Raw genomic sequence first — 18,838 nt, forward strand, 5'->3', positions numbered from 1 at the left:
GCGGCGCGGCAGGCCGCCGCCCCTTACCCCCACTCTGCCAGGAGGGCCGCCTCCTTCTCCGGATCGATGCCGTGCCTGCCGAAGGAACGCTCGGCCACGGGGACGTCGCGGAGCCAGGCCCAGGTGTCGCGGACGGTCTCGGCGACGGGACGGCAGCGCAGTCCCGCCGCGTGGGCCTTCGCGGACGACGACAGCCAGACGCCGGCGAAGTCGGGAGTCTCCGGCGCCCACAGCGGCAGCTCGTTCCAGGGGGCGACGTCCCGGTCGAGCAGGAACCGGTCCTTCACCCAGACGAACTCGGCGTCCGAGCCCGTCACCGCCCTGCACTCCGCCAGCAGAGCGCCGTAGGTGACGTTGCCCCGCACCCCGCCGGTGAAGAAACGGTCGTTCACCCCCGCCTCGGCCTGGGTGAGGGTGAAGGCGGCGATGTCGCGCGCGTCGATGACCTGCATCGCCACGTCGGGGCCGCCGGGAGCCAGGACCCGCCCGCCCCTGGCGACGCGGGTGAGCCACCAGGGCAGGCGGCCGACGTTCTCGCGCGGGCCGAGGATGAGCCCCGGCTCGACGACCAGGACGTTGCCGTCGAAGCCCTCCTCGACCGCGCGCTCGCACCCCGCTTTGAGCGTGCCGTAGTCTCCGTCCCCGGGACCGGCGTCCCCGGCGCACTCGAAGCGGGGCGAGCTCTCGTCGGACACCTCGGCGGGAAAGGCCGAACACGCCGAGATGCTCGAGATGAACGCGTAGGTGGCCGCCTTCCCGTTCAGCGCGCGCACCGACTCGCCGACCACCCGGGGGACGAATCCGCAGACGTCGACCACGACGTCCCACTCACGCCCCTCGGCCAGCCGCGCCAGGTCGCCGGCGACCTCGCGGTCGCCCCTGACCGTTTCGACGCCGGGCAGGTCGACGCCGCTCCTTCCCCGGTTGAACGTCGTGACTTCGTGACCGCGCCGCAGCGCCTCCTCGACGATCGCCCGCCCAAGGAAGACCGAGCCGCCGATGACCAGAGTTCTCATGGCGCTCATTGTTCGCCTTTCCCGGGGCGGGATCACGGGCTTTCACCACCGGCGCAAGCCGTGCGCTCAGAGCGCGCTCGGGGTGACCGGCGGCTGCCGCAGGACATGGACCCTGGCCGTGGCGATGTCGAAGTAGAGGCCGACCAGCTCCAGGCGCCCCTGCCCGACCAGCTCGTCCACCGAGGGGTGGGTCCGCAGGTTCTCCAGCTGCTGGATCACGTTGATCCGGCACAGGCGGTCCAGAGGGCCGTCGTCGGCGCCGTCGCTCTCCGAGGAGACGAAACGCGCCAGGCTGTGGTTGCCGTGGCGCAGCCACCGGCCGAGCGCGGGCAGCCCGGCGGCCTTCTCGCCACCGCTGAGCAGCGCCGCCATGGCTCCGCACCCGGAGTGACCGCAGACCGTGATGGTCCTGACGTTGAGCGCGCCGGTGGCGTACTCGATCGCGGCCGTCACCGAGTCGTCGGGCGGCGAGCCGCCCCTGCGGGGGACCAGGTTGCCGATGTTGCGCACGGTGAACAGGTCGCCCGGACCGCTCGAGGTGATCAGGTTGGGCACGACCCGGGAGTCCGCGCAGGTGATGAACAGGTGCGCGGGCTCCTGCTTGCGGGCCATCGCGTGCAGGAAGGGACGGACCAGCGGCGCGGTGCGCCGGTGGAACTCGCGGGCTCCGGCGAGCAGCTCGGGCACCGGAAGACCGTCTCGCCGGCCGTGCGCCGTCGGCGCGGCCCCGCGGTCCCCGTCAGCCCCGCCAGTCCCGTCAGTCCCGCCGGCCCCGCCGTCCTCGCCGGGCACACGCCGGACGGGTACGGCGAGGCCGCTCCCGCCCCGCTCCCGCCGAGCGCGAGCGGAGCCGCCCTCCTCCCGCGCCTGCCCACCGGGCGCGGCGGGACCGTCCTCGCCGGGCGCACGCCGGACGGGCGCGTCCGCGGCCGCCCTCCGCTCGCGCCCGCGGTGCGCCCAGGGCAGCCACCAGCGGTCCGGGGCCCGAGGCGGAGGCTTGACGGGAAACACCCTGGCCCCGCTGGCGGCCATGGCGTACCACTCGTCGTGGATCTCGTCGATGTCGACCGTGCCGCCCCCGCGCTCGTGGTCCTGCCGCCAGGAGTGGATGGCCTCGAAGGCCGCGTTGTCCATGAAGTCGATGTTCAGGTCCAGCTCGACCGCGGCCCCCGCGGGAACGGCGTGCAGCTCGGAGGTGATCCTGGGCACGCCGAGGAAGGTCAGCGAGCCGCCGATCAGCACGTGCCAGCGACCGTCGGTCTCGAGTCTGGCGCGGGCGGTGATCCGGGTGAGGCGGCGCAGCGCGGAGAGCGCGGCGAGCCCGAGGCCGAGCAACACGCCCTCCGCGAGGCCCAGCAGCACGACTCCGGCCATGGTGACGACGTAGACCGGGATCTCGCCGTGGCCCCGCAGGTTGCGCAGGTGTCCCAGGTTGACCATCTGGACGCCGATGAAGACCAGCAGGGCGGCCAGCGCCTCCATGGGAATCAGGGTGATCGTCCAGCCCAGGCAGACGGCGAACGCCAGGATCCAGAGCCCGTGCAGGACCGCCGACCAGCGGCTGCGGGCCCCGGCGCGCACGTTGGTCGTGCTGCGCACGATGACCCCCGCCACGGGCAGGCCGCCGAGCGCGCCGCTGACCATGTTGGCCACGCCCTGGGCGGTGAGCTCTCTGTCCAGGTCGGAGCGCCCGCCGCGCTGCTTGTCCGTGGCCACGGTGCACAGCAGCGACTCGACGGCCGCGAGCAGGGCCACCAGCACCACCGCCGCGACGATCCCGTGCCAGTCGCCCTCCGGCCAGATCGGCGCGGCCCACTCGCTCAGGCTCGACGACAGGTCGACCCGGGTGACGTTCCAGCCGAGCAGCACGGCGGTCGTCGAGGCGGCCAGCAGGGCGACCAGCGGCGCGGGCACGACCCGCAGGCGCCGTGGCAGGCGGGTCCAGCCGACCAGGACGCCGATGGTGAGCAGGCCGGCGAAGACCGCGTGGCTGTGGTTGTCCGCGATCTGCCCGGGAAGTTCGATCAGGTTCTCCACGGCGGAGCGCTGTGGCTCGCCGCCGAGCACCACGTGCAGCTGGGCGAGGGCGATCACCGCGCCCACTCCGGCGAGCATGCCGTGCACCACGGCGGGGGAGACCGCGAGCGCCGCGCGGGCGACCCGGGACATCCCCAGCAGCAGCTGCAGCGTGCCCGCCAGCAGAGTGATCATGCAGGTGGCCCGCCAGCCGTACGTGGCGACCAGCTCGGCGACCACCAGCGACAGCCCGGCCGCGGGACCGCTCACCTGGACGGCGGAACCACCCAGGAGACCCGCGACCACTCCGCCGATCACACCCGCGACCAGCCCTGCCACCAGCGGCGCCCCCGAGGCGACCGCGACGCCCAGCGAGAGGGGCACCGCCACCAGGGAGACCACCAGGGAGGCGGGCAGATCGTGACGTGTCACGGAGGCGAGAGTGCGCTCCGTGGGTGTGCTGTGACTCTTCGTGTCCGTCCCCATGGCTGGGACACTATGCCGTCGGCGGCTCCCTGGTCAGCGATTGCCGTGGCCTTTTACGGGCACCGGAGGAAATCAGCGGTAATAGTCGGGGTAGTCCGGGTCCTGTGCCCGGTGGCGGCTGCTCCGGGAACCCGCCCGCCCCTGACCGTCAGGGGTCGCGGCGACCTCGGGACCCGTCCCGTAGAGATCGCCGTAACTCGGCCAGGCCGCGCCGCTGCCGCCGCCCGCGGCCGGCTCCGGCCACGCGGAGGGGGCGGCGTCGTAGCCGTTGCCGCCCGTGGGCCTGCCCGCGGTCCGCGCCTGGTCGTCGTGCGGGGAGACCGCCCTTGAGGGGCTGGTCGGTGTGGAGATGGCCGGGGTCGGGCCGGTGAGCGCGTCGTCGTCGATGGTCGCCCAGCCGGAGCTCACCTCGTACGAGGTCGCGGACGGGGCGCTGAAGACCGGGTTCTGGTACGAGGTGTAGGACGGCGCGGGGTCGTCGAGTATGTCGGCGGTGTTCGCCGCCTCCCAGCCCCCGGAGGTGGGGGAGGTGGCCCGCGCCCACGGGTTGTCCGAGATGGGCTTGGCGGGTTCGGCCGCACCGCCCGTGCCGTACGGCGCGGCCACCGGGCCGGTGCCGGGCGGGGTGGCGGGGAAGCCGCCACTGGTGGTCGGCCCCATCGGGGGCATCGGGGCGAGCGGGCCCGCGCCGGGGGTGGAGACGGGCGCTCCGCCGGTCGTGCCGCGGCCGGGCGTCCCGGCGGGGGGCGCCGAGCTCCTGGCGGGCGCCTGGGCCCCGCCACGAGGGTAGGGGCCGGCGAGCGGGTCGCTCAGCGGGTCGGGCCGGGAGAGCCCGCCGTTGCCCGTGTTGTTTCCCGTGTTGTTGCCCTGGGCCGAGGCGCGGCTGCCGCCTCTGCGGGGGCGTGAGGGGCGGCCCTCGCCGAAGGCGCCGGGCGTGGGGGCCGCGAAGGTGACCGTCTTCTGCTCGGCGAGGGCGGCGGCCGTGGGGGCGGGATTCGGCTGGACGGGCTCGACGAGGTCGGCCAGTCCCGAGGGCAGCGAGGCCGAGGCGACGGCGGGCGCGGGCGGCGGCACCGGGGCCTGCGCGGGTCTGGGCGGCTGGGGCCTGTTCGGCAGCGGCGCCTGCATGGTCACGGCGTCGGCGTCGACCGCGGGGGACTGTCCCTGCTCCGCGGGGACGGGGCGGCTGGCGCCCATCCTGGCCGCCAAGGACCCTCCGAAACCGCCCTCGTCAGCCTGGAGCCGCGTCCAGTAGTCGTCGTCGTAGTCGTCCGCCACGCCGAACTCGTTCACGCCGCGCTTGCCGCGCGAGCTCGCGGGGCGAGGCTGGCGTGGCGGCTTCGGCTCGTCGAACGGGGTCAGGTCGGGACTGAAGTGGTTCATCTTCGGTTCCCGCGTCGCGAAATCGTCGATGGACAAGGTAGGCGTCTGCGCCTCCTTCTCCTCCAGCTCGCGAAGGCGTTCCGCGGGGAGCGCGCTCTCCCTGCGGTTCATCGACCGCATTCCCAGTGCCACGACGACGAGCACGAGGAGCACGACGGCGACCAGACTTACTACGACCGCGATCATTGCACCACCCTCAAGGCCATGGCCTTCCAGCGGCGCCGGTGAGGTCGCGCGGCCATCGACGCGACCTGCCCCCTTGCATCACCTGCGCACGGACATTGGATCTGATTGTGTCGGACCACTATGAGCGTTGTCACACCCTAAGTGAAGAATTGGTAACCATTACTACCTCCGGTGTTTGAGGTGTCACTCGATGTGCGCCGTGGTGAGCCGTCCCCAGGCGATCGTCTTGTCCGCGATGCTCTTCAACGTCATCTCCAGTGAGGCGCCCTTGGCGAGGGCGACCTTGGCGTTGAGCGCGTAGACGGTGAAACGATAGTTCTCCTGGGCGCGGCACGGAGGGGCGTATCCCGCCTTGCCGCCTGTCGTGCTTCCTTCCACGGCCCCCACCGGGACACTGCCCTCTGCCACCTCGTTGGTGCGTGGGTCGATGTCGAACACGACCCAGTTCACCTCTCCACCGGTGCGTGAGTTGTTGTCGACCACGATCGCGACCGACTTGGTACCGTTCGGGACTCCCGACCAGCGCAGCGGCGGATTGCCCACCGTCCCCTTGCACGAGTAGTCGGACGGCAGAGCCGCGCTGTCCCGCAACTGGGGGCTCGAGACGCTGATCGGCTCCAGCTGTAACCGCTCCGCGGACGCCGTGCTGCTCCCCAGACCACATCCCGAGGAAACGACGACGAGCGCCGCGGCCACCGCGATCCCTGCGGTCGGCCGCGGGCGGCGCGTAGACGTGTTCGGCTGCCCCATGCCCGATGATGCTACGCGGATCTGGAAGATGCGCAGACCGGATCGCGAGGTTCCATGGCCCGGAAACGCTTGGGAATCGGACACGAACCCGAGGTGGGAGAGTGACCTTGGACACGGAGATCGGCTCAGAAGCCGTCCATCTCCAGGAGGGCCGCCCCGGGGGGTGAGGCGGCGAGATTCCAGGACGGCGTCCGTGCACCCTTTCCGACCTGCGGTTACCCCGCCTCGTCCCGGCCGCTCCCCTCGCCGCGCGGGACGCGGCCCGCGCCGGGCGCGCTTGCCCGCCGGGCCGCGGGGCGCGTGGCGGGGGCGTGACGGGAGCGGTCCGAGATCGAAGCCGATGTGAGATCGAACAACGGCGAACAGAGCCGGACGTACGCCCCGAGAGGGGACGGGCGCATCCGGCACACGAGCACGGCAAGGGACGGAGCCGGAGGCGCCGCGTGGCGGAGCCGGAAGGGGCTCCACAGGGCGACGCCCCCGGGGGCGGGACCGGAAAGCGCGGGCCCCGAGGAGGGCGGCTACTCGCCGCCCAGCTCGCGGTACGGCCTCCTGAGCAGGTCGATGAGTGGGATGTGCCGCACCTTCACCGGCGGCGGTTCCAGCATCCGCAGCAGCAGGTCCGCGGGGGCCGCCACGACGTCGGGGCGCGGCCGCAGCCGGTTCAGCGAGACGCCGGGAGAGTAGAAGCCCGCCGTCTGATCCTCGAAGGACGCCTCCTGCGCCCGGGACGGCTCCACGTCAGCTCACCGCTCCCGGGCCGAGCCGGAACAGCTCCCGCAGTTGCTCGGTCGACAGGTCCGCGATCCACTCCTCGCCGGAGCCGACCACGCTCTCGGCCAGGGACTTCTTCCGTTCGATCATCTCGTCTATCCGCTCCTCCAGTGTGTCCAGGCAGATGAACTTCCTGACCTGGACGTTCTTCGTCTGGCCGATCCGGAAGGCCCGGTCGGTCGCCTGGTTCTCGACCGCCGGGTTCCACCACCGGTCCACATGGATCACGTGGTTGGCCGCGGTCAGGTTGAGGCCGGTGCCGCCCGCCTTCAGCGACAACAGGAACAGCATCGGCTCGTCGTCGCGCTGGAACCGTTCGACCAGTTCCTCGCGCCTGCTCTTCGACAGGCCGCCGTGCAGCCACAGCACCGGGCGGTCCAGGTGGGCGGCCAGGTAGGGGCGCAGGAGGGAGCCGAACTCGGTGTACTGGGTGAACACCAGGGCCTTCTCCCCCTCCTCGACGATCTCCTGGGCCAGCTCCTCGAGCCTGGCCAGCTTCCCCGAGCGGCCCGCCAGCCCCGAGCCGTCCCTGAGCAGGTGGACGGGGTGGTTGCAGATCTGCTTCAGGCGGGTCATCGTGGCCATCACGTTGCCGCGCCGCTGGAGGCCCTCCAGGCCGTCGATCCGGTGCAGCATGTCGTTCACCACGGCCTCGTACAGCCGCGCCTGCTCCGGGGTCAGCGTGCACCAGACCTTCATCTCGAGCTTGTCCGGCAGGTCGGAGATGATGGACCGGTCGGTCTTCAGCCGCCGCAGCACGAACGGCCCCGTGGCGCGCTTCAACGCCCTCGTGGCGTCCTCGTCGCGCCGGGCCTCGATCGGCTCCTGATAGCGCTTCCTGAACCGTGTGGCGGGCCCGAGCAGCCCCGGATTGCAGAACTCCATGATGGACCAGAGCTCGGAGAGGTGGTTCTCCACGGGGGTGCCGGTCAGTGCGAGCCGGGTCCCGGCGGGGATGGAGCGCACCGCCCTGGACTGCTGGGCGGCGCTGTTCTTGATCGCCTGCGCCTCGTCGCAGACGACCCTGCCCCACTCGAGCGCCGCCAGCGTCTCCAGGTCGCGCAGTGCCGTGCCGTACGTGGTGACGACCAGGTCGGCCTCCCGCACGGCCGAGGCCAGCTCGCCGTCCCGCTTGCGCGCGCCGCCGTGGTGGACGTGGACCCGCAGGGAGGGGGCGAACCTCGCCGCCTCCTTCTGCCAGTTGCCCACCAGCGACATCGGGCAGACCAGCAGCGTCGGGCGGGGCGCGCCGCCGTTCTCACGCTCGGACAGCAGCAGGGAGAGGGTGGAGACGGTCTTGCCCAGTCCCATGTCGTCGGCCAGGATGCCGCCGAGGCCGAGCCCGGACAGGAAGCTCAGCCAGGACAGGCCCCGTTCCTGGTAGGGGCGGAGCGTCCCGTTGAGGGTCCGCGGCACGCCGACCGGGGTGAGGCGGCGCTCGGCCTCGCCGGACAGCAGGTCGCCCAGCAGGCCGTCGGCGTCGACCGAGACCAGCGGCAGTTCCTCCTCGCCGCCGTCGACGACCTCGCGGATCACCGCGTCCACGGTCGTCTCGCCGTCGCCGCGCCGCTCGAGGACGGTCAGCGCGGCCTTGAGCTGCCGTTCGTCCAGCTCGATCCACCGTCCTGCGACCTGGACCAGGGGAATCCTGCGCTCGGCCAGCGCGGTCAGCTCCTCCGGGCCGAGAGTGTGGTCGCCGACGGCCACCTCCAGCCGGAAGGCCACCCGCCCCTCCAGGCCGAGGCCCTCCTGTCCGGTGATCGCACGCGTGGTCAGCTTCAGGCCCAGCCCCTGGCGTCCCGCCCACGCGGGCAGCCGTACGTCGTATCCGGCGGCCCTGAGCGCGGGCGCGCCGTCGCGCAGGAAGGAGAACGCCCACGCGGCCTCGACCTCCGCGGTCGACGGCTGGGCGTCGCGCAGCGCGCCGTGCAGCCCCGTGTGGAGGCGCACGGCCCGCGCCAGGTCGGTGCGGAGAACCTCGAGCGGACGTTCCGGAAGCCAGGGGGCCGACTCCCCGGCCCTGATCCGCTCCGCGGACAGGTATTCCGCGCCCTCGGCCCCCTCTGCGGCCGTGGGGCGGGGGTGGCCGGGGGCGGGGGCGAGGCCGAACTCCACCCGCCACGGACCGTCCTCGTCCGCGGGCTCGATCAGCCTGAGGCAGGCCCTGACCGGTCCGTCCAGCTCGCGGGCGGCGTCGGCCCAGGAGTCGAGGGCGGCGGACAGGGCCGCGACCTCGGCGGGCCTCGCGCCGGTGAGCGCGGCGTCCTCGCCGGTCAGGCCGTGCAGCCAGCGGTCGGGCAGGGGCGTCCTGAGGCCGGGGCGGTTTCCCACGATGAGGCGATCCGGCAGCGACAGCCGGGCCGCGCCGTCCACCAGGCCGTTCAGCGACTCCTCCAGCACCTCGGCGGACGGCCGTTCCCCGGGGACCGCCCTGCAGATCGGCGGCATCGCGGCGGCGACGTCCTCGAGCGCGGCCAGGTCGGCGCCGATGAGCACGGGACGCCAGCGGGCGGCGGGCTCGTCGTTCTCCACGACGAGCCGGGGCAGGATCCGGCCACGGCGCACCAGGCTCCGCGCGTGCTCGGCGACCACGGCGAAGTAGCGCAGGGACAGGCCGGGCTCCCAGTCAGTCTCCTCACCGGCGGCGGGCGGGCCTTCGGGGACGCCGCCCGCCGAGCCCCTCGTGTCCGCGTCCCGGTCGCCGAGGGAGCCGAGCAGGCGGAGCGCGTCCGCCGGGCCGAGCAGCAGCGCGGGGACGCGCCATGCGAAGATCCCCGGATCCGGGGCGTGGACCGTCATGCCGGACTCGGGTGAGGGCAGCGGCCCCGTGGCCGAGCCGGGCAGCACGACGGTCAGCTCGCGCTCCCCGGCCGCGGCGGCCGTGTCCGTGCCGGCCTCGGGGGCGGCCCCGGGCGAGACGCCCCCTTCCGGGAGGAACCCGCCGAGAACGCGGGTGAGCGCGGCCACCGGGGCGGCGAACGGATGGAGCCGGGCGGCGGGGGAGGCGGAAACCGGATCCTCCGAGGCGGGGCGGGGGAGCTCGGCGCCGGAACCGGGACCCTCCGAGGCGGTGTCAGGGGCCTCCGAGGCGGCACGGGGAGGCCTGAGGGCGGCTCCGGGAGCCTCGGAGCCCGAGGTGTCCTCGGCCCAGACGGCCAGCCGCCCGCCCACCCATGCGCCATGGACCACCAGCACGTGACCACTCCCGTTCCCGGCTTCTCGCCGCACGTCTCACCGGCGCGTTCCTGCGGCGCCCCGGCTCCGGCGGACGCCGCCGGTCTCCGTCGCCGGAACGTCCCCGTCCGGACAGGTTAGATCGGCTGAGGCCGTGACGGGTCGTGGCCGACGGGCCTTCGGAAGATCGCGGGCATCGCGGTCCGTCCGCCGGGACGGGACCCTTTAGGCTGACAACGTGAGCGACCAAGCCGACGAGCGCGCAGACGGCGCGGGCGGGGCTCCGGCCACGGCCCGCACGGGCGGAGGAGCCCCGGAGCGCGACCGTGTCCCGCTGCGCGCCCCGGCCAACCCGGTCTCCCGCAAGGCCGTCGCACTGTGGATGCTCGAACAGCTGTTCTGGGCCGTCGTGCTGATCGGGGGCTCGGTCCTCCTCACGCGGTGGATCGACGGCGACCGGTGGTCCTGGCTGCCAGACTGGGCGCTCGACCACATCTGGTGGCTGCCCGTCCTGACGGTCGTCCTCGTCCTTCCCGCCGCGCTCGTCGAGCCGTTCTGGCGCTACGCCGTGCACCGCTGGGAGTTCAGCGGAGACGTGGTCTACGCGCGTTCCGGGTGGATCAGCAGGGAGTGGGCGTTCGTCCCGGTCAGCCGGATCCAGACGGTCGACAAGGCGCAGGGCTGGTTCGAACGGATCCTGGGGCTGGCCACCGTCGAGATCCGCACCGCCTCCCACGCCGGATCCTCCACGATCAAGGGCCTCGACTACGACGTCGCCGCGGCCCTGGCCGAGGGGCTCGCCCGGCGGGCCGAGGAGCTCAGGGACGACGCGACGTGACCGGGCCCGCCGAGCCTCCCCGGCCCCCGGGGAACCCCGGAGACCAGGGCCGGGGAGCGCCCCGCGAGGGTCTCCCCCCGCAGGACCCGCCGCTCTCCCGGGACGCCCCCGGCGAGCCCGCAGGACCCGCCGGGTCCCCTGCCTCGCCCCCCGCCCCGTTCCCCGTTCCGCCCTCTTTTGGCGCGTGGGCGCCGCAGGGCGCGCGGGTCGCCGCGGGCGACCAGGAGTACGGCGCCCCGCCCGCGGGCCCGCCGCTGAGGCTCAGCCCCAAGGTCCTGCTGACCGACCCGATCCGGATGCTCCCCTCGCTGTTCCTGCCGCTGGCCGGTGTGCTGTTCCTCGGCGGCTTCTCGCCGAACTCGTTCGCCTGGGCGGCCTTCGGCGTCGTCGGCTCCGTCGTCTACGCCGCGGTGCGCTGGGCCACCTTCACCTACCAGGTCGTGGGGGACAGGCTGGAGCTCACCAGGGCGTTGGTCAGCAGGTCGGTGCGGACGATCCCGCTCGAGCGGATCCGCGGCGTCGACGTCAGCACTCCGCCGCTGCACCGCCTGCTCGGCATCGCCGTCCTCAGGATCGACACCGGCGCGGGCGGCGACGACAAGCAGGAGGGCGAGCTCGACGGGGTGACCGTCGCGGAGGCGGAACGCCTCAAGGCCGTGCTGCTGTGGCACGCCCGTGCCCGGACGGCACGGCGCGCGCAGCGGACGGAGGCCGTCCAGGGTGCGGGGGGCGACGGCTCCACGGCCGCGCGGGACGGCGGGCCCCTCGTGGCCGGCGCGGGCTCCGGGAGCCCGGGGACACGGGAGGGCGTGCCCGGGCCGGCCGCCCGCCACGAGGTGGGCGAGACGACCCCCGAGCGGGTGTTCTTCGTGGTGCCCCGCAGGTGGCTCGCCTTCGGCCCCCTCTCGGGGGCCTACCTGCTGACCCCGTTCGCGCTGGTCGCCGGAGCCGTGGGCGTGGCCTTCCAGTGGGGCAGCGAGCTCAGGATCGACGGGCGGGTCGTGGTCGGCGCGGGGGAGTGGCTCTGGGGGCACCCCGCCTTCCTCGTCGCCGCGCTGGTGCTGCTGGTGCTGGCCATGCCGGTCGTGGGCGCGGTCATGTACGCCGTGTTCAACTGGGACTTCACCCTGCGTGCCAGGGAGGGCTATCTCGTCGCGGAACGCGGCCTGATCACACGCAGGAGCGTGTCGCTCGAGCGGCGCAGGGTGCGCGGGTTCGAGCTGGTCGAAGGGGTCGTCGAACGCTGGGCGGGGGTCGCCAGGGCGTGGGCGATCGTGACCGGGCTCGGCGACTCGCAGACCCGGGGCCAGCTGCTGCCCGTGGCGCCGCGAGCCCACGTGCTCGAGGTGGTCGGCGAGGCGGTCGGCCCGATCGCCGCCGGGCTGCGGGCGCACCCTCCCGCGGCGCGCAGGCGCAGGCTGTTCAGGGCGGTCTTCCCGTGGCTCGTGGTCGCGGGCTGCGCGGTGGCGGCGGCCGTGACGTGGTCCCCGTTCCTGTGGGCGCTGGCGGCTCCGGCCCTGCTCCTCGCGGTGCTCGGCGTCCCGCTCGGCCTGGACCGCTACCGGTCCCTCGGCCACGCCTACGACGGGTCTCGTCTGTCGGTCAGGTCGGGCTCGCTGCGCCGTTCGCAGGCCGTGGTCGAGCAGCGGGCCGTGGTCGGCTGGAAGCTGCGCCAGACCTGGTTCCAGCGCCAGGCGGGCCTGCTGACCGTGACCGCGGGGGTCGGCGCGGGCAGCGGGGGGTACGCCGCCCTCGACGTCGGAGAGGCCGAGGGCGTGGCCTTCGCCGCCGAGGTGACCCCCGCCTGGATCACGCCGTTCGTCGCCGCGGACCACACCGAGTGAGTCCCGGCCGGGTGAGTCCCGAAGGCCGCTGAGAACGCGGCGGGGGCGGCCGGTGCTCCCGGCCGCCCCCGCCGCGTGCGGCGCGCTCAGTCCTGGCGGCGGGCGCCGAACATGATCTCGTCCCAGGTGGGCACGGAGGCGCGCCGTCCACGGGCCTTCTTCGCGGGGCGTGCCGGGGTCGGTTTCTGCGTCTCCACCGGCTTGTCCGGCACGGGCTTGTCCACGACGGGCTTGGCCGCCTGGGGCTCGGCGGGCGCCGCGGCCGCGGGCGTCTCCTTCCCCGAGGTCTCCGCCTGAGCCCGCTCGTCCAGGCTGAGGCGCGCGGCGGGCACCGCGACCGGGGTCTCCTGGGCGGGAGCGGCCTCGGCCGCGGGGGGCTCGATCTCCGCCGGTTCCGGAAGGGGGCGTTCGGGTTCGGTCCTGACCGGCTCCGGCGCGGTCTCGGCGACGGCGGGAGCGATCTCCGTAGCGGTCTCCGAAGCCTCGGGCGCCTCGGGCGTCTTCACGACGACCGGCTCCGGCTCCGGCTCGGGCTCCGTGTCGGGGGCCGCGGGCTCGGAGGCGTGGACCGGCTGCTCGGCCGCCCTCACGGGGGCCGCCGCCTCGGTGGTCTCCGCGGGGGTGAGGGGGCCCGCAGCCACGAAGGGGGCCACGGGCGCCGGGGCCTCGGCCGGTTCCCGCGCGGCGACGGGCTCGGACGCGGCGGGTGCGGGATCGGCCTCGGGGAGCCTGACCCGCGTGACGGGCTCCGGCGACCTGGCGGCCTCGGGGGTCCTGATCGGCTGCTCGAACGAGACCGCGGAGTCGGGGGCGCGCAGCGGCGGCACCGTCGGCCTCGGCGGGTCGTATCCCGGAGGCAGCGGGGGCATCGGCGGCTGCGTGTAGGCCGCCGCCGGCGGGTCGGGGAGCTCCTGGGCCGCGGTGGGGGCCTCCGGCTGCGGGTAGGCGGCCCTCGCCGGGACCTGCGGCTCGTTCCGCAGGACCGAGGGGAAGGAGACCGGGGGCTGGTTCAGTGGCTCCGGCGCGAGCGGGGGCACCGGCGCGAGCTTGGCCACCCTGGGCACGAACGGGGTGACCGTGGTGTCCTCGACCGGTTCGACGTACTCGCCCGCCGACAGGCGCATGGCCTCGTCGTCGTGCGGGGTGATGTGGCGCCTGCGCGGATCGAAGATCCACTCAGCCTTGCGGGTATGACCGTTCCAAACGAAACCGAGCTTGATCCGCCACAGGTTGTCGTCCCGCTTTGCGGAGTCCCAGTCGATCTCGTCGGCGGGCACGCCGCGACGAGTCAGCCGCTCGGCGACCAGGTCGCCGAGGGTGGGACCGGGAGCGGAGTCGCCCGGCAGCCGCACGGCGCAGCGTTGCGCCTGCTGAGCCATGTACTCACGTTCCTGGAGCACGGGGCCCTCGAACCACCGCACGCGCTCGACCGGGATCCCCGCCGTGGCGGCGATCTCCTCTGCGGTCTCGCCTGCGCGGATCCGGGCCTGGATCTCCTTGGGGCGCAACGGACTCTCCACTTCGATCTCGTACTGGCCGAGACGGGAGAAGTTGCCGCGGACGGCAGCGCGGAGCCGGTCGTCGACGGGCAGCGTGAACCGGGTTCCCCGGCCGGCTGTGGCCAGCACGAGGTAGGTCCCGTCCTCACTCACCGCGACGAGTCGGAGCTCCTGCATGCGAGTCCCTTCGTCGTCGTGCTCAATCTTCCCCCGGACCCATGAGTCTCTCGCGTGTGCCGGTTGCCTGCCAGCACCGTACCCGGCATGTCCGAACATCGCCTTCCTGGATGGGGCTCGCAGCGATGTGACGCCGGTCACATTTGCTCCATTCATCTACTTATCGGGCACCGTTGTGGAGCAGTACATTCGGAGTCCTCGACGGATTCTCCCGAATAACCCCGGGCGCCGTCGCGAACTTGGGGCAAGAGTCCTGAGGCGGCGGACCGAGGACCCACCCGCCCGTCTCGGGGCGGGGGGCCGCCGTGGCGGTCCTGGGCGACGGTCCTGGGCGGTGGGAGAAGGTCATCTCCGGCGGACTCCCTCGGGGTTGAGCGGCGCGGGCGTCTGCGAATCTGCCCCTCGCGCGCGCCGTGGCGACGGCGGGACACGCCGATGCGGCATTCCTCGAAGGAGGCTTTACGCACGCCTTTACCGGAACCTTGTGACAAGGGGCCGATTCGGGGAACGGGCGTCGAGCGCGGATTGGACCGCGGAATCCCCAGGCGTCCCCGGGCGTCCCGTGGGTCGTGGGATGCGCCCGGGCGGCGAGGGGCGCGGCGTGGGCTCGACGGGAGGGAAGGGCCCGGCGGCGCGCCGGTCCGGCGAGGACCGCGCGGAGGTGTGCGGCGGGGCTCAGCCCAGAACGGTGTCCAGATAGTCGTTGGCGAACACGCGACCCGGGTCCAGCCGGTCCCGCATCTCCTGGAAGGCCGCGAAACGCGGGTAGACGGCGGACAGGTAGGCCGCGTCCCGGGTGTGGAGCTTGCCCCAGTGCGGGCGGCCGCCGAACCTGGTCATGATCTCCTCGACGCCCTCGAAGTAGGCGGGGTTCGGGGTCGGCCGGTAGACGTGGCAGGCGACGTAGGCCGAGTCCCTGCCGTACGCGGTGGACAGCCAGGCGTCGCTGGCCGGGGTGACCCGGACCTCTATCGGGAAGGTGATCCTCCAGCCGCGCAGGTCCACGAGGTCGCGGGTCTCGCGGAGGGCCTGGCCGAGGTGCTCGCGGGGGATGGCGTACTCCATCTCGAGGAAGCGCACGTCCCGCACACTCGTGAAGATCTTGTAGGAGGCGTCGGTGTGGGTCGAGGCGGACAGCGCCGCCGCCGAGATCGCGTTGATCCGCGGGACGGCGCCGGGGAAGCGCCCGCCGATCCCGCACAACGCGCCGAACAGGGTGTTCTCCAGGAACCTGTTGTCCAGCCAGTGCCTGAACGGGCTCGGCGGGTCGGCCGGTCCCGCGCTCCGGTTGTTGCGCTTGGTCAGGCAGGTGTCGGTGTGCGGCAGCCAGAAGAAGTCCAGATGCTCGTTCTCCGAGGTGAGCGTGTCGAGCGAGTCGAGGATGTCGGTCAGCCTCATCGGCTGCCTGACGCTGCGCAGCAGGAACGAGGGCTCGACCGCGAAGGTCACCGCGGTCACCACGCCGAGCGCGCCCAGGCCGACCCTGGCCGCGTCGAACAGGTCCCGCTCGCTCACCCCGTCGCGGACCTTCCCCGTGCCGTCGCGGGAGACCGTGACGATCTCTCCGTCGGCGAGCACCAGCTCGAGCGCGAGCACCTGGTCGGCCAGCCCGCCGACCTGCCTGCCGGTGCCGTGGGTGCCGGTCTGCACGGCTCCGGCCAGGGTCTGGGCGGTGATGTCGCCCATGTTCGCCAGGGCCAGGCCCATCCGGTCCAGCTCCTCGTTGAGCACGCTGAGCGGGGTTCCCGCCGCGGCCCGCACCCAGCCGTCGCCGGTCTCGAGGATTCCGGTCAGCGCGTGCGGCCGCATGAGCAGGCCGTCGGTCAGCGCGATCCCGGTGAAGGAGTGCCCGGTCCCGACCATGCGCACCCGCCGCCCGGCCGCCGAGGCCTCCCGCACGGCCAGCGCCACCTCCTCGGCGGAGGAGGGGGCGCGGGTCTCGGCCGGGGTGACGGACTGGTTGCCCGCCCAGTTGCGGAAGGCGCCGGGGGCCACGCTCATGATCGCTCCTTGACCGGGGGCGTCGCGGAGCGCGCATGGTTCACACCGTGAGCACTGGTTCACATTCGCTTCGCCCGCGAATGTGAACCATACTCATGATTGCTGCTGTGGGACAGGGGTCCGCAGCCACGCGGAGCCGCCGACGCCGACGGCCACGGCCAGCAGCGCGCAGCCGAGGGGGAACACGTAGGCGTTGGAGGCGCCGTACATGTCGGTGAGCCGCCCCGCCGCCCACGAACCGAGCGCCACGCCGAAGCCGATCGAGGTGGACAGCCACGCCATGCCCTCGGTGAGCAGGCGGGCGGGGACCAGCTGCTCGATCAGCGTGTAACTCGTGATGACCGTCGGGGAGATGGCCAGCCCGGCCAGGAACATGAACGGGACCATGACCCTGAGGTCGTCGATCAGGGTGAACGGGGACACCCCCAGGGCGAACAGCCCCAGGGCGCGGACGAACCGGCTGCGGAGCGAGGCCTTCCACTTCCGCGCGCCGTACCAGAGCCCGGAGATCAGGCTCCCGCACGCGATCACGGACAGCAGCAGCCCGGAGGCGACCATGGAGCCGTGCTCCTCGGCGAAGGCCACCGTGATCAGGTCGAACGAGCCGAAGACCGACCCCATCGCCAGGAAGACGCACGACAGCAGCGCCACGCCGGGAATGGTGATCGGGCTGCCCGAGCGCCCGCCGTTCTCCGTGACCGGGGGCTCGGTGCCGCGCTGCATGGCGAAGGCGATGGTGCCGATCACGGTGGAGACCATGGCGACGATCAGCCCGGCGTAGGGGCTGACCATGGTGGCCAGGGCGGTGACCAGCGCGGGCCCGGCGACGAAGATCATCTCGTCGACGATCGACTCGAACGAGAACGCCACGTGCAGCTCTGAGGAGCCGCCCAGGAGGTACGACCAGCGGGCCCGTACGAGCGAGCCGAGCGACAGCGCGCTCCCGCCGACCACGACGCCGGTGGCGAACAGGGTCCACGCCGGCGCCTTCAGCCCCCCACAGAGCATCATGGCCGTCAGCGCGGCACCGTGCGTCAGGACCATGGGGACGGCTACCCTTGCCTGGCCGAAGCGGTCGACCAGGCGGCCCGTGAGGGGGCCCGCGACGGCGAAGGCGACGTTGACGGTGGCCGCGACCGCGCCCGCCATGGCGTAGGAGTCGGTGAGCGCCTCGATGAGCAGTACGACGCCGATGCCCAGCATCGACATCGGCATCCGCCCGAAGAATCCCGCGACGACGAACCCTTTGACGCCGGGCCTGCTGAACAACCTTCGATACGGCCCGACCACAAGTGCCCCTCTCGCATATCCCAAGCGTCGATCGTACCGACCATTTCGGACCAAACCATTGCTTGGCAATCGTTTTTTCCCACAACGGCCCGCATCGTGGGCACTTGGGCTAACGTGAGCGCGGTGTCGCATCATCCCAGGTGGGGGGTGTTCGTCGCGCTACTCGCCGTCACCGCGCTGGCGGTCGTCGGCGGCGCGGTGTTCCTCGTCCTTCGCCCCGCCGCCTCCTCGACGGCCGCTCTCTCCGACTCGGGCCCCCCGGGCTCCGAGCTCGCCGTCCGGGACCTGGCGAGGCTCGCCCCGAGGGCCGACCTGGCGGGGACGACTCCCTCGCCCGCCGCGCCGACCCCGACGCCCGTGTCCACCGGCGGCCCCGGCGTCACCCTCACCCCGCCCCGGCTGTTCGTGGTCTCCCAGTCGACGCTGCCCGAGCGGACCAAGGAGGACATCTCCCGGCTCAAGCACGTCCAGAAGGTCGACTCCTTCGACGGGGGAGCGGTCAAGGTGTCCGGCGCCGGGCTCAACCTCCTCGCGGTCGACCCGGCCCGCTTCAGGACCTGGGCGCCGAAGGCCGTGGCGGGGCACCCGAGGGTGTGGGAGGCGCTGACCAGGGGCGAGCTCGTCGCCGACAGCTCCGCGGTGCGCCGCCTCGGACTGGTCCTCGGCGCGCAGTACCAGGTCGACGCGGGTCCCAGGCTGCGGGTCGCGGCCTCCGCCTCGTTCGGCCTGCCCGGCGTCGACGGCCTGGTCGGCGTGGAGACCGGGCGGCGGCTCGGCCTGCTGCCCGGTGTGGCGTTGCTGGTCAACGGCCCGGAGAAGGCGGTTCCCGCGCTGAGCGCGGGAGTGCGCGGGCTGCTCGGCTCCGGTGCGCAGGTGATCGTCGTCGGCGGTCGTGCCGGGTCCGCCGCCAAGGGGCCCACGACCGCGACCGGCACGAAGACGGGCACAGGCGTCGGGACCACGACGGGCTCGACGGGGCGGGCGACGGTCGGACGGCCGGGCAGCTACCTGGAGCTCTACCGAAAGTCGGCGGCCGTGTGCCCGGGACTCTCCTGGACGGTGCTGGCCGCGATCGGCCAGGTGGAGAGCTCGCACGGGCGCAACAACGGCCCGTCGTCCGCCGGAGCCCTGGGCCCGATGCAGTTCATGCCCGCGACCTGGAAGGCCTACGGCGTCGACGGCGACGGCGACGGCGTCTCCAACATCTGGAGCCCCTACGACGCGGTTCCCTCGGCGGCCAACTACCTGTGCGCGAACGGCGCCGCGCAGGGCGGCAAGAAGCTGGAGAAGGCGGTGTGGTTCTACAACCACTCCTGGGCGTACGTCAGCAAGGTCCTGTCCGTCGCCCAGGGCTACGCCCGCGCCTACCCGTGACGACGGCGCGGCCCCTGCCGCGCCGGACGC

12 protein-coding genes are annotated in these 18,838 nt (G+C 73.4%); 3 read left to right on the forward strand and 9 right to left on the reverse strand.

All coding sequences use genetic code 11. The features are described from left to right. Positions 1-23 precede the first annotated feature (23 nt). The 6 genes from PKF00_RS36605 to PKF00_RS36630 all read right to left on the reverse strand — a co-directional run bounded on the left by PKF00_RS36605 (position 24) and on the right by PKF00_RS36630 (position 9,806). Positions 24-1,016, reverse strand: a complete 993-nt coding sequence (locus PKF00_RS36605; protein WP_271222313.1) for an NAD-dependent epimerase/dehydratase family protein — start codon at positions 1,014-1,016, stop codon at positions 24-26. A gap of 66 nt (positions 1,017-1,082) precedes the next feature. Next, positions 1,083-3,518, reverse strand: coding sequence for a SulP family inorganic anion transporter (locus PKF00_RS36610; protein WP_271222314.1), 2,436 nt, complete (start codon positions 3,516-3,518; stop codon positions 1,083-1,085). 72 nt (positions 3,519-3,590) lie between these two features. Continuing rightward, positions 3,591-5,087, reverse strand: coding sequence for a hypothetical protein (locus PKF00_RS36615; protein WP_271222315.1), 1,497 nt, complete (start codon positions 5,085-5,087; stop codon positions 3,591-3,593). Between the two features lie 183 nt (positions 5,088-5,270). Then, positions 5,271-5,837, reverse strand: a complete 567-nt coding sequence (locus tag PKF00_RS36620) for a YbhB/YbcL family Raf kinase inhibitor-like protein (protein WP_271222316.1) — start codon at positions 5,835-5,837, stop codon at positions 5,271-5,273. A 521-nt stretch (positions 5,838-6,358) separates the two neighbouring features. Next, the gene (locus PKF00_RS36625; protein ID WP_271222317.1) at positions 6,359-6,577 is read right to left on the reverse strand and encodes a hypothetical protein; all 219 of its coding nucleotides are present in this window, start codon (positions 6,575-6,577) and stop codon (positions 6,359-6,361) included. Between the two features lies 1 nt (position 6,578). Beyond that, positions 6,579-9,806 carry a DEAD/DEAH box helicase gene (locus PKF00_RS36630; RefSeq protein ID WP_271222318.1) on the reverse strand — a complete coding sequence of 1,076 codons (3,228 nt, stop codon included), beginning with the start codon at positions 9,804-9,806 and terminating at the stop codon, positions 6,579-6,581. Between the two features lie 217 nt (positions 9,807-10,023). Here PKF00_RS36630 and PKF00_RS36635 point away from each other — a divergent pair, with 217 nt between their 5' ends. Together PKF00_RS36635 and PKF00_RS36640 are read left to right on the forward strand one after the other, a co-directional pair. After that, on the forward strand, positions 10,024-10,623 hold the full coding sequence (locus PKF00_RS36635) for a PH domain-containing protein (protein ID WP_271222319.1): 600 nt from the start codon (positions 10,024-10,026) through the stop codon (positions 10,621-10,623). Beyond that, positions 10,620-12,467, forward strand: coding sequence for a PH domain-containing protein (locus PKF00_RS36640; RefSeq protein WP_271222320.1), 1,848 nt, complete (start codon positions 10,620-10,622; stop codon positions 12,465-12,467). The genes PKF00_RS36635 and PKF00_RS36640 overlap by 4 nt, the downstream gene beginning before the upstream one ends. 86 nt (positions 12,468-12,553) lie before the next feature. Here PKF00_RS36640 and sepH read toward each other — a convergent pair whose 3' ends face one another. From sepH to PKF00_RS36655, 3 genes are all read right to left on the reverse strand, one after another. After that, positions 12,554-14,143 carry a septation protein SepH gene (sepH, locus tag PKF00_RS36645; protein ID WP_271222321.1) on the reverse strand — a complete coding sequence of 530 codons (1,590 nt, stop codon included), beginning with the start codon at positions 14,141-14,143 and terminating at the stop codon, positions 12,554-12,556. A 675-nt stretch (positions 14,144-14,818) separates the two neighbouring features. Continuing rightward, on the reverse strand, positions 14,819-16,144 hold the full coding sequence (locus PKF00_RS36650; RefSeq protein WP_271222322.1) for a D-arabinono-1,4-lactone oxidase: 1,326 nt from the start codon (positions 16,142-16,144) through the stop codon (positions 14,819-14,821). Positions 16,145-16,237: 93 nt separating this feature from the next. Then, positions 16,238-17,458, reverse strand: coding sequence for an MFS transporter (locus tag PKF00_RS36655; protein ID WP_271222323.1), 1,221 nt, complete (start codon positions 17,456-17,458; stop codon positions 16,238-16,240). 99 nt (positions 17,459-17,557) lie between these two features. Here PKF00_RS36655 and PKF00_RS36660 point away from each other — a divergent pair, with 99 nt between their 5' ends. Continuing rightward, positions 17,558-18,808, forward strand: coding sequence for a lytic transglycosylase domain-containing protein (locus PKF00_RS36660; RefSeq protein ID WP_271222324.1), 1,251 nt, complete (start codon positions 17,558-17,560; stop codon positions 18,806-18,808). The last annotated feature ends 30 nt before the right edge of the window (positions 18,809-18,838 follow it).

This window comes from Streptosporangium carneum, from assembly GCF_027922005.1.
Lineage (GTDB): Bacteria > Actinomycetota > Actinomycetes > Streptosporangiales > Streptosporangiaceae > Streptosporangium > Streptosporangium carneum.